The sequence below is a fragment of the Bradyrhizobium sp. LMTR 3 genome, from assembly GCF_001693485.1.
Classification (GTDB): Bacteria; Pseudomonadota; Alphaproteobacteria; order Rhizobiales; family Xanthobacteraceae; genus Bradyrhizobium.
Map to the genome: position 1 here is coordinate 184,650 of NZ_MAXC01000043.1, position 14,766 is coordinate 199,415.

Here is a 14,766-nt window from a genome sequence, read left to right on the forward strand (position 1 = left end):
CACCGGTTCTACCGAGTGTCGTGCTTGCAATGGTGGGTTACGCTTCGCTAACCCACCCTACGAAATTCTCTTAAGCCCTTCCCTTGGTCGGGATCTGGTTGAACGGCACGTCCTTGTCGACGCGGATGTCGCCGGGCAAGCCAAGCACGCGCTCGGCGATGATGTTGCGCATGATCTCGTCGGTACCGCCTTCGACGCGGGTGCCCGGCGCGCGCAACAGCATCGCCTGGAATTTGCCGGCGATTTCGGCGTCTTCCGGCCCGCTCAGCACGCCGGCGGCGCCCTGCAGGTCGAGCGCATACATCGCGACTTCCTGGACCATCGATCCCGCGACCAGCTTGCCGATCGAATTCTCCGGGCCCGGACGCTCGCCCTTCGAGAGCGCCGAGATCGCACGCATGCTGGTGTATCTCAGGCCGCTCGCCTTCACCGCATAGTTCGCCAGCTTAGAGCGAACGCTGCGATCCTCGATCGCGGGGCCATCTTCCAGCATCAGGCTGTTGCAGAACTCGAACAGTTCGGGGAAACCTGTCGCGACACCGGCGCCGATCGACATGCGCTCGTTCATCAGCGTGGTCAGCGAGACGTTCCAGCCGTCATTGACGGCGCCAAGCCGCTGCGAGTCCGGGATCTTCACGTCGGTAAAATAGACTTCGTTGAAGTCGGACTGGCCGCTGGCCTGCTTGATCGGCCGCACCTCGACGCCCGGGCTCTTCATGTCCAGGAAGAACATCGTGAGGCCCTTGTGCTTCGGCACATTGGGATCGGTGCGCGTGAGCAGGATGCCGTAATCCGAATAGTGCGCGCCCGAGGTCCAGATCTTCTGGCCGTTGATGATCCAATCGTCGCCTTTCTTTTCCGCCCGCGTGCGCAAGCCCGCGACGTCGGAGCCGCCGGCGGGTTCGGAGAATAGCTGGCACCAGATCTTCTCGCCGGAAGCGAGCGGCGGCAGATAGTTGCGTTTCTGCTCCTCGCCGGCATAGGCCATCATGGTCGGGCCGCACATGCCATGGCCGATGATGAACATGCCGGAGAGTTTGCCGAACGGTCCCTCTTCCTGCTGCCAGATCACCCGCTCGATCGGCGAGGCGCCGCGGCCGCCATATTCCTTCGGCCAGTGCAGGCAGGCCCAGCCGGCATCGGCCTTCTTCTTCTGCCAGGCCTTTGCGACCTCGAGAATGTTGGCGCCCTTCAGCACGGTGCGGCCGAGCGAGGACTTTCGAAGTTCTTCCTCATATTGCTTCGGCGCGTTGCCGGAAATCCATGCGCGGGCCTCGGCGCGGAACGCGGCTTCCTGCGGAGTGTCGTCGAAGTTCATGTTTCAATCCTCGGTCGCATCCTGCTTCGTAGGATGGGTGGAGCGAAGCGATACCCATCTCTTTTGCCGTCCGACTTCTGATGGGTTTCGCTGCGCTCTACCCATCCTACGTTCTCACAAGCTCACGCCGCATTCTTCTTGCGCATGCGGTCGATCAACTGATCTTCCCAGTACGACAGGCTGCCGAGCGTCAGCGCTGACGCGTTGGCGCGGCGGTAGTACATGTGGCAGTCGAACTCCCAGGTGAACCCCATGCCGCCGTGGACCTGGATGTTGTTCTTGGAGCAGTGCTGGAACGCCTGCGTTGCGCTGATGCGCGCAGCCGCTGCGGCTTCCGGCAATTCCGACGCATTGGTCGAGAGCGCCCAGGCGCCGTAGTAGCAATTCGAGCGCGCCAGCGTCGCCGAGACGTACATGTCGGCGAGCATGTGCTTCACCGCCTGGAACGAGCCGATCGGCCGGCCGAACGCGATACGGTCGAGCGCGTAGTCGCGACCCATTTCGAGCGCGCGATCGGAGCCGCCGACCTGCTCGAACGCGAGCAGCACCGCGGCGCGGTCGAGCACTTGCGTGAGGATACTCCAGCCCTCGCCGGCCGCTCCGAGCGGTTCGGCCCTGGCTTTCGTGAAGGTGAGTTCGGCTTGCCCGCGGGTCGGATCGATATTGGTCAGCGGCTTCGCCTCGACGCCGCCGGCCTTGAGGTCGACCAGGAACAGCGAGATATCGGAATCGCGCCCGGTCGAACCGGTGCGCGCGGCGACGACGGCGAAATGGGCAATCGCGGCATCCGGCACCGGCCTCTTCACGCCGTTCAGCGTATCGCCGGAAGCCTGCAGCTTGATCGCCTCCGGCGACGGATTGCCCTTGCCCTCGAACAGCGCCAGCGTGCCGATCGCCTCACCGGAAGCGATCTTCGGCAGCCATTTCTGCTTCTGCGCGTCGGAGCCGGCCAGCAGCAGCGCCTCGGCGGCAAGATAGACCGTGGAGGAGAACGGCACCGGCGCATTCGCGCGGCCCATTTCTTCCGCGATCACGCAAAGCTCGAGATGGCCCGCGCCGGCGCCGCCGAACTGTTCGGGAATTGCGACGCCGAGGAAGCCCATTTCGGCGAGGCCTTTCCACAACTCCTTGTCATACGGCGCCTTGCCGTCGAGCACCTCGCGCACGGCCTTTGGCGGGCACTTCTCAGTGAGGAATTTCCGCGCCGCGTCGCGCATCTGTTTTTGTTCGTCGGAGAAATCGAAGTTCATGGCGGGTTACCTCAGTTGCTTCGCATTGTTCTATTCCCCGTCATTCCGGGGCGATGCGGAGCATCGAACCCGGAATCTCGAGATTCCGGGTCTGGTCCTTCGGACCATCCCGGAATGACGAGTGGAGAGAGTCGGTTTCGGATGATGGGTTTCGCTGCGCTCTACCCATCCTACGATCAGTTCAAAATGATCACGTCGTCTCCCGGCTTGTCGGCGTAAAGCCTCTCCACCATCGCGGCGCGGCGTTCGAGGCCGGCGCGCTGGTTGATGTAGCCCTTGTCGGTGAGTTCATTGCCATCGATCGAGGGCGGCTCGGCCATCAGCATCGCCCGGCCAATCCGCATGCTGCTGCCGGTGGCGGAAGCGTTATGCGCTTCCAAGCCACGCTTCAGGCAGGCGATCACCTGGGGATGCTTGACCACCTGCTCAAACGTCGCATCGGGATTGCCCACGATCTGCCGGCAGGCGTGCAGATTGGGCCAGGCCAAAAGTCCGATGAACGGACGATCCTGCCCCGTGACCAGCGCGTCATGCACCACCGGCGTCGCGGCCGCGATGGCATCGGTGCGCAATGATCCGACATGGACGAAGGTGCCGGTCGTGAGCTTGAAGTCTTCAACCACGCGGCCGGCAAAGATGATGCCCTGCAGCGGATCGCTCTCATCGACGAACACGCCGGCGTCGCCGATGCAGTAAAAACCTTCCTCGTCGAACATCTTCTTCGTCAATTCAGGTTGGCCGAAATAGCCCGGCGTGACGTTGATGCCACGCAGGCGCAATTCGTATTTGGAGCCGCACGGCACCATCTTCAGCTCAACGCCGGGAAACGGCAGGCCGATCAGGCCGACACGCTCGGTGTCCCAATAGGTGCCGGTCGAGGTCGGCGCAGTCTCGGTCGAACCCCAGCCGGTGTAGAACACGATGCGCTCGCCGGTGGTCTTCATCGCCAGCGCCTGCATACGGTCGTAAAGATCGTCCGGCAGCCGCGCGCCGCCATAGGCCATCACGGTCAGGTTCCTGAAGAAGCTACGGCACAGCGCGTCGTCCTTCTCCATCGCAGCGGCGAGCGCGGCATAGCCGGCGGGGACGTTGGCGTAATAGGTCGGCGATATCTCGTGCAAATTGCGGATGGTCTCGTCGAACTGACCGGGTATCGGCCGGCCGTCGTCGATGTAGAGCGTGCCGCCGTCGATCAGCGCCGGGTTGAACAACGCATTGCCGCCCATGGTGTGATTCCAGGGCATCCAGTCGAGATAGGTGGAAACCGGCCCGTTCGGGTCGCGCGGGCGCACCTGCATCATCATCGCCGCGTTGGCGCACATCATCTCCTGCGTATTGATGACGGCCTTCGGCATGCCGGTCGAGCCCGAGGTGAACAAGAGCTTGCCGACGGTTTTTGGCGTGATCCTCGCAATCGAGTCCTCGACCGCTTGCGTCACCGGCGTTGCGGCGAGTTCGGCAAACGACACACTCTTGATACCTTCGCAGGGTCGCGCGACATGCACGACGGTGACGCCGTTGAGATCCAGCGCCCTGAGCGCCTTCTCAAAGGTCGGACCGTCCTGCACCATCACGACCGCAGGCTTGATCAGGTCGAAGAGATATTTGAGCTTGAGATGATCCTGGCTCATCAGCGAATAGGCCGGCGACACCGGCGCGGCCGGCAGGCGAGCCTGCATCGCCGCCTGCGTCATCAGCGCGTGTTCGATGGAGTTGCCCGAGAGGATCGCAACGGGACGGCCCTCCGTGAGGCCAAGGTTGAGCAGGCCCTGCGTCAGCCCGTCGACGATGCGCTTGGCTTCGCCGTAGGAGACTTTGCGCCATTGCCGGTCCGGGCCGCCGCGTTGCGCCAGCCAGATGCGCTCGGGCGCCTGCTTCGCCCATTTCGAAAGCGACGCCGGAATGTGCTTCTCGTAAGGCTGCAGCGGAATGCGCGACTTCAGGATGATGACGCCATCGGGACGGCGCTCCACCGCGATATCGCGCGGCAGCCATTCGATCTTGCGGAAGGCCGGCTTTGTCAGCACCTTTGCTGCACTCCCACTCATATTGCGTCTCCCGGAATTCTTGTCCTTTTTGCGGATCTTGTTGTCATCGCCTGATATAGACAGGCTTTCGCTTCTCGAGAAAGGCCCTGATGCCTTCTCCCTGCATCTGCGGATTGCGGCGCTCATTGCTGCGCCCTCTCCCCTTGTGGGAGAGGGCTACACCGGCATCAGCCGTGCATTCGATGCGGTGAGGGGTTGCCAGCCGGAGAGAACCCCTCATCCGTCTTCGCTTCGCGAAGCCACCTTCTCCCACAAGGGGAGAAGGAAGAAGTGCATCGCCCTACCGCGGCGCCATGCGGATGGCGCCGTCGAGGCGGATGGTCTCGCCGTTGAGCATCGCGTTCTCGACGATGTGCACCGCGAGCGCGCCATATTCGTCGGGCTCGCCGAGGCGGGCCGGATGCGGTACCTGGGCGCCCAGGCTCTTGCGGGCTTCCTCGTTCAGACCCATCAGCAGCGGCGTGAAGAAGATGCCGGGGGCGATGGTGTTGACGCGGATCTTCAGGCTCGCGAGATCGCGCGCCGCCGGCAGCGTGAGGCCGACGATACCGCCCTTGGAGGCGGAATAGGCGATCTGGCCGATCTGGCCTTCATAGGCCGCGACGGAAGCGGTGTTGATGACGACGCCGCGCTCCTCGCCGACCGGGGCCGCGGTGGCGAGCCGCTCGGCGAACAATCGCAACGCGTTGAAGGTGCCGATCAGATTGACGTTGATGATGCGGACGAACTTTTCCAGCGGATAGACACCGTCCTTGCCGACCACGCGCTGCGAGCCGCCAATGCCGGCGCAGTTCATCAGCACGCGCGCGACGCCATGAGCGGCTTCCGCCTTGGCGATCGCCGCCTTCATCTGCTCCTCGCTGGTGACGTCGGCATGAAGGGCTACGCCCTTCACTTCGGCCGCGACCTTCTCGGCATTCTCCTTGTTCTGGTCGAGCACGCCGATCTTGGCGCCCTTCGCGGCCATGGCGCGGGCGGTCGCGGCGCCCAGGCCGGAGCCACCGCCGGTGATGAGAACGGCAACGTCTTTCAACTGCATTTTGAGAACCTTTCCTTGGATGTTTTCTTCTCTAGTTGGCGAATGGCGAGTGGATCCATTCGCTATTCGCTACTCGCTATTCGCCTCTTCTCTTCTTCCAGCATTCCGCCGCAGATCAGCGCTTCCATGTGCTTGATGTAATCGCGGCAGACTTCGTCGGTGACCGGGCCGACCCCGGTCGCGCGCGACATCGCATGGCGGCCGAAGAACAGGTGGTCGCAGGCGCCGATCAGGCTGGTGTAGAACATGACCGGATCGACCTTGCGGAACTCGCCGGCCTTGATGCCTTCGGCGAGCAGTCGACGGTGAAAGTCGAGCAAGGGTGCGACGAAGAATTGCGAGACTTCGTCGGCGGCTTCCGGGCTGCTCTCGTGCAGGAGATAGTGGATCAGCCGGTTCATATAGGGGAACTGGTGATAGGCGCGGATGATGCCGCCGATATGCAGGCGAAGCTTTGCCGTCGGCGAGATCGGCTGGCTGATCAGATATTCGAGCTGCGACATCTCGGTCGCGGCATCCCGCGCCAGAAGCGCCAGCAACAGCCCGTCCTTGTTGCCAAAATGGTATTTCACCAGCGCCGCGTTGACGCCCGACTTTTGCGCAATGTCGGACAGCGACACCTCGATCGAGGCGCGCTCGATCATCAGCTCGCTCGCCGCCACAAGCAGTTTCTCGGCGGTGGTATTTTTGCCGCTCGGGAGCCTGGCCGGTACGCTGGTATTCAACGGTGATCCCATCACTGCTGAGGGCGGGAAATCTGGCCGCACATAAGCGCATGCCGCGACTGCACTCAAGAGTTAATTGATTGATTGACTAAATCCCGCTGCCCCCCTTAAATCCGGCCCATCTTTCCAAGCCACAAACAACATTCAGGGAGAACAGACATGGCCGAGGCCTATATCGTCGCCGCCGCACGCACTGCCGGTGGCCGCAAGGGCGGACGTCTCGCAGGCTGGCACCCGGCCGACCTCGCCGCCTCCGTGCTCAATTCGCTGGTCGACCGCACCGGTGTCGACCCGGCCCAGATCGAGGACGTGATCATGGGCTGCGTGATGCAGGCCGGCGAACAATCCAACAACATCGCGCGCAACGCGGTGATGGCCTCGAAGCTGCCTGAGAGCGTGCCCGCCACCTCGGTCGACCGGCAGTGCGGCTCGTCGCAGCAGGCCTTGCATTTTGCGGCGCAGGCGGTGATGGCCGGCTCGATGGACATCGTGATCGCCGCCGGTGTGGAATCGATGACGCGCGTACCGATGGGGCTTGCTTCGTCGCTGCCGGCCAAGAACGGCTTTGGTCATTACAAGAGCCCGGGCATCGAGGCGAAATACCCGAACATCGTGTTCAGCCAGTTCACCGGCGCGGAAATGATGGCGGAGAAGTACGGGCTCTCCAAGGACCAACTCGACGAGTACTCCTACAACAGCCATCAGCGCGCGATTGCCGCGACGCAAGCCGGCAAGTTCAGGGATGAAATCGTTCCGCTGCAGATCACCCGCGCCGACAACTCGACTGACACCCACCATATCGACGAAGGCATCCGCTTCGACGCCAGCCTCGACGGCATCAGGGGCGTCAAGCTGATTGCCGAGAACGGCAAGCACACCGCCGCCAGCGCCAGCCAGATCTGCGACGGCGCCTCCGGCGTGCTGGTGGTCAACGAGAAGGGCCTGAAGTCGCTCGGCGTAAAACCGTTGGCGCGTATCCATCACATGACCATGATGGGCGGCGACCCCGTGATCATGCTGGATGCACCGCTGCACGCCACCAAGCGGGCGCTGGAAAAGGCCGGCATGTCGATCAATGACATCGACCTGTTCGAGGTCAACGAAGCCTTCGCGGCGGTGCCGGTGGCGTGGCTGCAGACGACGGGCGCCGATCCTGACAGGCTCAACGTCAATGGCGGCGCGATCGCGCTCGGCCATCCGCTCGGCGGCTCCGGCACCAAGCTGATGACCACGCTGGTCAATGCGCTGAAACAGAACAACAAGCGCTACGGCCTGCAGACCATGTGCGAAGGCGGCGGCATGGCGAACGTGACGATCGTGGAAAGGCTGTAAGTCGCGTTCGTACAGAAGCGCCACATCAATGGTGTCGTCCCCACGAAAGCGGGGACCCATAACCACAGGTGCACGTGGTTATGCCGAGCTGGAGCTCCAGCTCACTTCAAAGTCTACATCAGTGATTATGGGTCCCTGCGTTCGCAGGGACGACAAAAATAATAATCACACCGAGGAAACGTTTGTGTCCCACCCTTCCATCCACGCCCGCACCCAGCCGAACAAGATCGCCTACCAGATGGCCGGCACCGGCAAGGCGATCACCTATCGCGAGCTTGACGAGCTATCGAACCAGGGCGCGCAATTGTTCCGCAAGCTCGGCTTGAAGGCCGGTGACCACATCGCGTTCCTGATGGAAAACCGCCTGGCAGTCATGGAGATCTGCTGGGCGGCGCAACGCGCCGGGCTCTATTACACCGCGATCAGCCGCTATCTCACCGAGGAGGAGATCGCCTATATCGTCAGGGATTGCGGCGCCAAGGTCTTCATCACCACGCCGCAATGCGCCGACAAGGTCAAAGGCCTGATCAAGGGTGAACCCGGCGAGCCGCTGTTCTTCATGGTAGATGAGCCCGCGCCGGGATTCCGCTCCTGGGACAAGGAAGCGATCGCGATGCCTGTGACGCCGATTGCGGACGAGGTCGCCGGCTACGACATGCTGTATTCGTCCGGCACCACCGGCCGGCCCAAGGGCATCAAGAAGGAGTTCGAGGGCAAGGCGATCGACGTGCCGAATCCGCTCCTGAAAATTCTCTGCGCCGACATGTGCGGCATGTCGTCCGACAGCATCTATCTGTCGCCGGCGCCGCTCTATCACGCAGCTCCCTTGCGCTTCAACATGATGGCGATCACGCTCGGCGGCACCTCCATCATCATGGAGCACTTCGACGCCGAGGAATTCTTGAGGCTTGTCGAGAAGTACAAAGTCACGCAGTCGCAGCTCGTGCCGACCATGTTCGTGCGGATGCTGAAATTGCCGGACGAGGTGCGGGCGCGTTACAACGTCTCGACGCTGAAGGGCGCGATCCACGCCGCGGCGCCCTGCCCGGTCGACGTGAAAGCGAAAATGATCGAATGGTGGGGACCGATCCTGATCGAATATTACGCCGGCTCCGAAGGCAACGGCGTCACGGTCTCGACCTCGCAGCAATGGCTGACCCATCGCGGCACCGTCGGCCGCGCCGTGGTCGGCAAGGTGAAAATCCTCGACGAGAACGACGAGGAGAGACCGACCGGCGAAATCGGCACGGTCTATTTCGCCGACGCGCCTGTTTTCACCTATCACAACGATCCCGAGAAGACCAAGAAAGCCTACAACGCCAAGGGCTGGTCGACGCTCGGCGACGTCGGCTATCTCGACGCAGAAGGTTTTCTCTATCTCACCGACCGCAAGAGCTACATGATCATCTCCGGCGGGGTGAACATCTACCCGCAGGAGACCGAGGATGTGCTGATCACCCATCCGGCCGTTTCCGACGTTGCCGTGTTCGGCGTGCCGAACGAGGAAATGGGCGAAGAGGTCAAGGCCGTGGTGCAGCCGCACGACATGGCAAAAGCCGGCAAGGATCTCGAGGCCGAACTGATCGCATTCTGCCGAAAACATCTATCGCCGATCAAATGCCCCAGGAGCATCGACTTCGAAGCCGAGCTGCCGCGCACGCCGACGGGGAAACTGGTGAAGCGCCACCTGCGCGACCGGTACTGGCCGAAGCCGGCGGCGAAGGGGTAGCGCTCTTATCCTACCCTGGAGGGGGAGGATCGGTTCGCATGAAATGCGAACCGAGATGGGGTGACAGTCTTTCGTATCGGGCGCTGCCCGTGTTGAGAGATCACCCCACCCCGCCTCACATCTCGCTTCGCTCGCTGTGAGCCGACCCACGAGCGAGCTTCGCTCGTCTCGAACCCCTCCAGGGTAGGGTAGAGAGCGCGTCAATCATTCGTGGCTTGTCGCAGACATTCGCGCCATTACAGTCGCGGCATGACAAGACTTGGCCGACCGCGCACCATAAGGAAAAGCCATGCCCACCCTCCCCGACATCCCGCTCCCCCCTTCGATCCGCTCCCGCACCATCGACAACATCAACGGCTTGCGCATGCACGTGCTGGAAGCCGGCTTCGAGACACCCGGCCGTCCGTGCCTCCTGCTCCTGCACGGCTTTCCCGAACTCGCCTATTCCTGGCGCAAGGTGATGCCGGTCCTTGCCGGCGCCGGCTATCACGTGATCGCGCCGGACCAGCGCGGCTATGGCCGCACCAGCGGATGGGATCCGGACTATGACGGCGACCTCGCCTCGTTCCGCCTCACCAATCTGGTGCGCGACGCGCTGGGGCTGGTGTCGGCGTTCGGCTACGCAAGCGTCGATGCCGTGATCGGGCATGATTTCGGCTCGTCGGTCGCGGCTTGGTGCGCGCTGATACGGCCCGACGTGTTTCGCTCGGTCGTCATGATGAGTGCACCGTTCGGCGGGCCTCCATCGCTGCCGTTCAACACGGTGCACGAGCCCGCCAAGCCGGCCGATGATCCCATCCACCGCGCGCTCGCCGCGCTGCCGCGCCCGCGAAAACATTACCAGTGGTATTACTCGACGCGCGAGGCGAACAGGGACATGCACCGCGCGCCGCAGGGCGTGCATGATTTCCTGCGTGCCTATTACCACCACAAGAGCGCCGACTGGAAAGCCAACCAGCCCCACCCGCTGAAGTCCTGGAGCGCGGAAGAGATCGCAAAGCTGCCGACCTATTATGTGATGGATCTCGCCAAGGACATGGCCGCCACCGTTGCCGAGGAAATGCCGTCGGCCGCCGAAATCGCTGCCAACACGTGGCTGCCCGACAGTGAGCTCGCCTTCTACAGCGCCGAGTACGAACGCAACGGCTTCCAGGGCGGGCTGCAATGGTATCGCTGCGGCACCTCGCGCGCGTTCGTGCCGGAATTGCAGACATGGTCCGGCCGCACCATCGACGTGCCGTCCGCTTTCATCTCGGGCAAGCAGGACTGGGGCACCTATCAGCGCCCCGGCGTCTATGAGGCGATGCAGTCGAAAGCCTGCACCAACATGATCGGCTGCCATCTTGTCGACGGCGCCGGCCACTGGGTGCAGCAGGAGCAGCCCGGCGAAGTGAGCCGGTTGCTGATGCAATTCCTGCAACAGGCAAAGGACAACGCAGACACAAAGGCGAACCGGTAGCGTACCGGCAAGAGAGGGCTGCCGCTGTACAGCCATTGCTCTTGCCGCACGCACCCAAACTGAGCATCATCCGCGCCGTATTCGAAAAACAGAGCGGAGCGTACGCCTTGGCCAAATCGCAATGGAGTTTCAAGACCGCCGTTGAATTGTCCGCAGCACTTGCCGCGAAAAAGGTTTCTGCGGTCGAACTGGCCGAGGATGCAATCGGCCGGATCGAGCGGCACGATGCGAAGATCAACGCGATTTGCGTTCGCGATTTCGAGCGCGGCCTTGCCGCCGCCCGCGCCGCCGACGCCGAACTGGCGCGCGGCGTGAAGAAGCCGCTGCTTGGCATCCCGCTGACCGTGAAGGAGTCCTACAATATCGCGGGGCTGCCGACGACCTGGGGCATTCCGGCGCAGAAGGATTTCACGCCGACGGAAGACGCGCTGTCGATCTCGCGCGTCAAGGACGCCGGCGGCGTCATCCTCGGCAAGACCAATGTCCCGTTCGGGCTCGGCGATTGGCAGAGCTATAACGAGGTCTACGGCACCACCAACAACCCGTTCGATCTCGGCCGCACGCCGGGTGGCTCGTCCGGCGGATCGTCAGCGGCGCTCGCGGCCGGTTACGGCCCGCTGTCGCTGGGGTCTGACATCGGCGGCTCGCTGCGCGTGCCCGCCTTTCATTGCGGCGTCTACGCGCACAAGCCGACGTTTGCGCTGGTGCCGGGGCGCGGTCACACCCCGCCGCCATTCCAGCCGCTACCGCTCGACCGCGACCTTGCCGTGATCGGCCCGATGGCACGCAGCGCCGCCGATCTCTCGCTGCTGCTCGACACCATCGCCGGTCCCGATCCGCTGGTGGCCGGCAAGGGCTACCAGCTCGCCCTGCCGAAGCCGCGCCACGGCGCGCTGAAGGATTTTCGCGTGTTGGTGGTCGATACCGACCCGGTCATGCCGACCGATGAGGTGGTGCGCGGCACGATCCACAAGCTCGCTTCCAACCTCGAAAAGGCCGGCACCAAGGTCGATCACAACAGCCCGCTGCTGCCGAACTTTGCCGAGACGTCCCGGCTCTACATGCGAATGCTGATGTCGTTTCTCGCCGCCTCCTTCCCGCCGGAGATCTATGCCGGCGCGCAGGCCGCGGCGGCCGCGCTGCCGGAGAGCGACGTAAGCCTCGCCGCCGAACGTCTGCGCGGCATGGCGCAGAGCCATCGTAGCTGGTTGATGGACGACGTCGCGCGCGCACGCCTGCGAGCGCAATGGCGCGAACTGTTCAAGACCTATGATGCCGTGATCTGTCCGATCATGCCGACCCCGGCCTATCCGCACGACCATTCCGACGACCAGGAAAAACGCCGCATCAAAATCGACGGCAAGGAGCACGTCTATCCAGATCAGCTTTCGTGGCCGGGCATCGCCACCCTACCCGGCCTGCCCGCGACCGCGATCCCGACCGGCTTTTCACCGGACGGATTGCCGGTCGGCGTGCAGATCGTCGGGCCGTGGCTGGAGGATCGCACTCCCCTGAATCTGGCCGAGCTGATCGAGCGCGAATTCGGCGGCTTCAAGCCGCCGCCAATGTTTGATGATTGAAGCCCCCGTGCCGGAGAGTTGCGCGCAAGCGCATCTCCTCGCTGTGAGGCTGAAGCGGTCCGGTTGAAAGCGCCATGCGAACTTTCATTCGAAGCGTCGTCGCTGTCGTTGCCGGCTTCCTGCTGATGTGGCCGCTTGGCTACGCCTATGCCGCGCTCGGCTGGCCAACATTCCATTTGTGGGGGCTGATGCATGGCACCTTCGTCGCGGCGTGGCCCGTCCTGTCGATCCTGGCATTCCTGGCACTGGGGTATCTGCCACTTTTTCGGCGCATCGACGACACCGCGCTTCTAATCGCCGGCCTTGTTTGGGGTCTGTTGCTGACCACCGGTTTCAACATCCGCCACGCTCTCGGCTTTGCGATCGCCTATGGCCTGCTCAGCGCCACGACCGTTGTCGTTGCGGTACTATGCATCTTTGCCAAACACCGGCTGCGTCTGGCGTTGCTGGTGATATCGCCGCTTGTTTTCCTAAACCTGGATCTTCTGCTGGCGCCACCCGCGCTTGAACAGTTCCTGTCTCGAGCCATCTTTGATCTCAAGGCGCTCTTGCCGCCAGTCGCCTTCTCGCTTGCGGGTTACGTGCTTGGTTCGCTCGCCCGCCTCGCGATCAAACGCTGGCCGAGAACAGCGGCTCTGCACTGAGAACAAGAACAGGAGGAAATCATGAACAACGACCTCGCCGAGCTGACAAAGCTGAACCACGACTATGTCGCGTCCGTGCAGAATTCCGACGTCAAGCGCTTTGACGAAATCCTCGCAGCCGATTTCTACTGCTCCAATCCCGACAAATCGCTGGTCGACCGCGCCGCATTCCTGCAACAGACCGCCAAGCCGGTAGCGATCAAAAACCTGCGCGCGCACGACGTCAAAATCCGTGTGCTCGGCGACTTCGCCATCATCCACGCCGCGACCAGCTATACGACCGCGGACGGCCAGCAGGCCCATGGGCGCTATACCGATTGCTGGACGAAGCAGAATGGCAAGTGGCTGGCGGTGTCGGCGCACGTGTCGCGTTGATAACCTACCCACCACTGTCATGCCCCGCTTCAAGCGGGGCATCCAGTAACCCGAGCCGGTAGTTGAGGCACACCCGTGCCGCCGCAGCGTACTGGATCGCCCGGTCAAGCCGGGCGACGACAAGCAGCATTAGCTATCAAACACGATCACGCTGCGTAGCGTCTTGCCGGCTTTCATGTTGGCAAAACCTTCGTTGATTTCCGAGAGTTTCAGCTTGGCCGAGATCCAATCCTCCAGATGCAGCTTGCCGCGCATGTAGAATTCGACGAGGCGGGGCATGTCGACGCGGAAATGGTTGGAGCCCATCGACGAGCCCTGGATGCGGCGCTCGCGTAGAAAGTCGAAGCCGTGCAGCTCGATCTTCTGCCCGAACGGGATCATGCCGACGATGGTCGCGGTGCCGCCGGCCGCCAGCATCGCGAAGGACTGCTCGGCGGTTTCCTTGCGGCCCAGCACCTCGAAGGAATGATGCACGCCACCATTGGTGAGTTCACGCACCTGCTGAACCACGTCGCCGCGAGAGGGATCGACGATGTCGGTAGCGCCAAGCTTGGTGGCTAACTGCAGCTTGGCCGGATTGGTGTCGATCGCGATGACGCGGCCGGCGCCGGCGATCGCAGCACCATTGATCGCGGCCATGCCGACGCCGCCGCAGCCGATCACGGCCACCGTTTCGCCGGCCTGCACCTTTGCGGTGTTCACGACCGCGCCATAGCCGGTGATGACGCCGCAGCCGATCAGGGCGGCCAGCTCCAGCGGCATGTCCTTGCGGATTTTGACGATGGCGTTTTCGTGCACCAGCATCTGCTCGGCGAACGACGAGAGATTGAGGAACTGATGAAGCTTCTCCTCACGCGCCCAGGACAGCCGGTTTGACTGGCCGGGCAGCATCTTCACCGTCGTGTCGGTGCAGAGCACGGTGCGGCCGGTGGTGCAGTTATCGCAAGTGCCGCAGAACACCGAAAGACAGGTCACGACGTGATCGCCGGGTTTTACATAGGTGACGTCGGAGCCGACCTTTTCGACCACGCCTGCCGATTCATGGCCAAGCACGGCGGGCAGCGGATGAGGATAGAGCCCTTCCATGAAGTGCAGGTCGGAATGACAGAGGCCGGCGACGCGCGTGCGGATCAGAACTTCGCGCGGGCCGGGATTCGGCACGCTGACATCCTCGATCACCAGCGGCTGGTTGACTTCATGCAGAACGGCGGCCTTCATCGGTGCTTCCCCTTCAATTCTGTTATTTTTTGAACCAGTACTGGCCGCA

The 14,766-nt window shown here is 62.9% G+C and carries 12 protein-coding genes; 6 read left to right on the top strand and 6 right to left on the bottom strand.

Going from position 1 to position 14,766, the window contains the following annotated elements:
- Nucleotides 1–70: 70 nt before the first annotated feature.
- The 5 genes from LMTR3_RS24435 to LMTR3_RS24455 form a co-directional block, all read right to left on the bottom strand.
- The gene (locus LMTR3_RS24435; protein WP_065747550.1) at nt 71–1,318 is read right to left on the bottom strand and encodes an acyl-CoA dehydrogenase; all 1,248 of its coding nucleotides are present in this window, start codon (nt 1,316–1,318) and stop codon (nt 71–73) included.
- 122 nt (nt 1,319–1,440) lie between these two features.
- On the bottom strand, nt 1,441–2,568 hold the full coding sequence (locus tag LMTR3_RS24440; RefSeq protein ID WP_065747551.1) for an acyl-CoA dehydrogenase family protein: 1,128 nt from the start codon (nt 2,566–2,568) through the stop codon (nt 1,441–1,443).
- A 176-nt stretch (nt 2,569–2,744) separates the two neighbouring features.
- Nucleotides 2,745–4,616, bottom strand: coding sequence for an AMP-binding protein (locus LMTR3_RS24445; RefSeq protein ID WP_065747552.1), 1,872 nt, complete (start codon nt 4,614–4,616; stop codon nt 2,745–2,747).
- 280 nt (nt 4,617–4,896) lie between these two features.
- Nucleotides 4,897–5,655 (bottom strand): SDR family NAD(P)-dependent oxidoreductase, encoded by a 759-nt coding sequence (locus tag LMTR3_RS24450; protein ID WP_065747553.1) that lies wholly within the window; start codon nt 5,653–5,655, stop codon nt 4,897–4,899.
- A 62-nt stretch (nt 5,656–5,717) separates the two neighbouring features.
- Nucleotides 5,718–6,392, bottom strand: a complete 675-nt coding sequence (locus tag LMTR3_RS24455) for a TetR family transcriptional regulator (RefSeq protein WP_065747554.1) — start codon at nt 6,390–6,392, stop codon at nt 5,718–5,720.
- Between the two features lie 147 nt (nt 6,393–6,539).
- On the opposite strand from LMTR3_RS24455, the gene LMTR3_RS24460 reads away from it, so the two are divergent.
- The 6 genes from LMTR3_RS24460 (at nt 6,540) to LMTR3_RS24485 (ending at nt 13,499) form a co-directional block, all read left to right on the top strand.
- Nucleotides 6,540–7,712, top strand: a complete 1,173-nt coding sequence (locus tag LMTR3_RS24460; RefSeq protein ID WP_065747555.1) for an acetyl-CoA C-acetyltransferase — start codon at nt 6,540–6,542, stop codon at nt 7,710–7,712.
- Nucleotides 7,713–7,896: 184 nt separating this feature from the next.
- A complete protein-coding gene (locus LMTR3_RS24465) occupies nt 7,897–9,441 on the top strand; it encodes an acyl-CoA synthetase (RefSeq protein ID WP_065747839.1) in 1,545 nt (514 codons plus the stop codon).
- Nucleotides 9,442–9,730: 289 nt separating this feature from the next.
- On the top strand, nt 9,731–10,900 hold the full coding sequence (locus LMTR3_RS24470; protein ID WP_065747556.1) for an alpha/beta hydrolase: 1,170 nt from the start codon (nt 9,731–9,733) through the stop codon (nt 10,898–10,900).
- A gap of 107 nt (nt 10,901–11,007) precedes the next feature.
- The gene (locus tag LMTR3_RS24475) at nt 11,008–12,480 is read left to right on the top strand and encodes an amidase (RefSeq protein ID WP_065747840.1); all 1,473 of its coding nucleotides are present in this window, start codon (nt 11,008–11,010) and stop codon (nt 12,478–12,480) included.
- Nucleotides 12,481–12,554: 74 nt separating this feature from the next.
- Nucleotides 12,555–13,124: a hypothetical protein gene (locus LMTR3_RS24480; protein ID WP_065747557.1), complete on the top strand. Its 570-nt coding sequence runs from the start codon at nt 12,555–12,557 to the stop codon at nt 13,122–13,124.
- 21 nt (nt 13,125–13,145) lie between these two features.
- Nucleotides 13,146–13,499 carry a nuclear transport factor 2 family protein gene (locus tag LMTR3_RS24485; RefSeq protein ID WP_065747558.1) on the top strand — a complete coding sequence of 118 codons (354 nt, stop codon included), beginning with the start codon at nt 13,146–13,148 and terminating at the stop codon, nt 13,497–13,499.
- Nucleotides 13,500–13,628: 129 nt separating this feature from the next.
- Here the strand turns inward: LMTR3_RS24485 and LMTR3_RS24490 are convergent, their stop codons facing one another.
- Nucleotides 13,629–14,717, bottom strand: coding sequence for a Zn-dependent alcohol dehydrogenase (locus LMTR3_RS24490; protein WP_065747559.1), 1,089 nt, complete (start codon nt 14,715–14,717; stop codon nt 13,629–13,631).
- Nucleotides 14,718–14,766 lie beyond the last annotated feature (49 nt).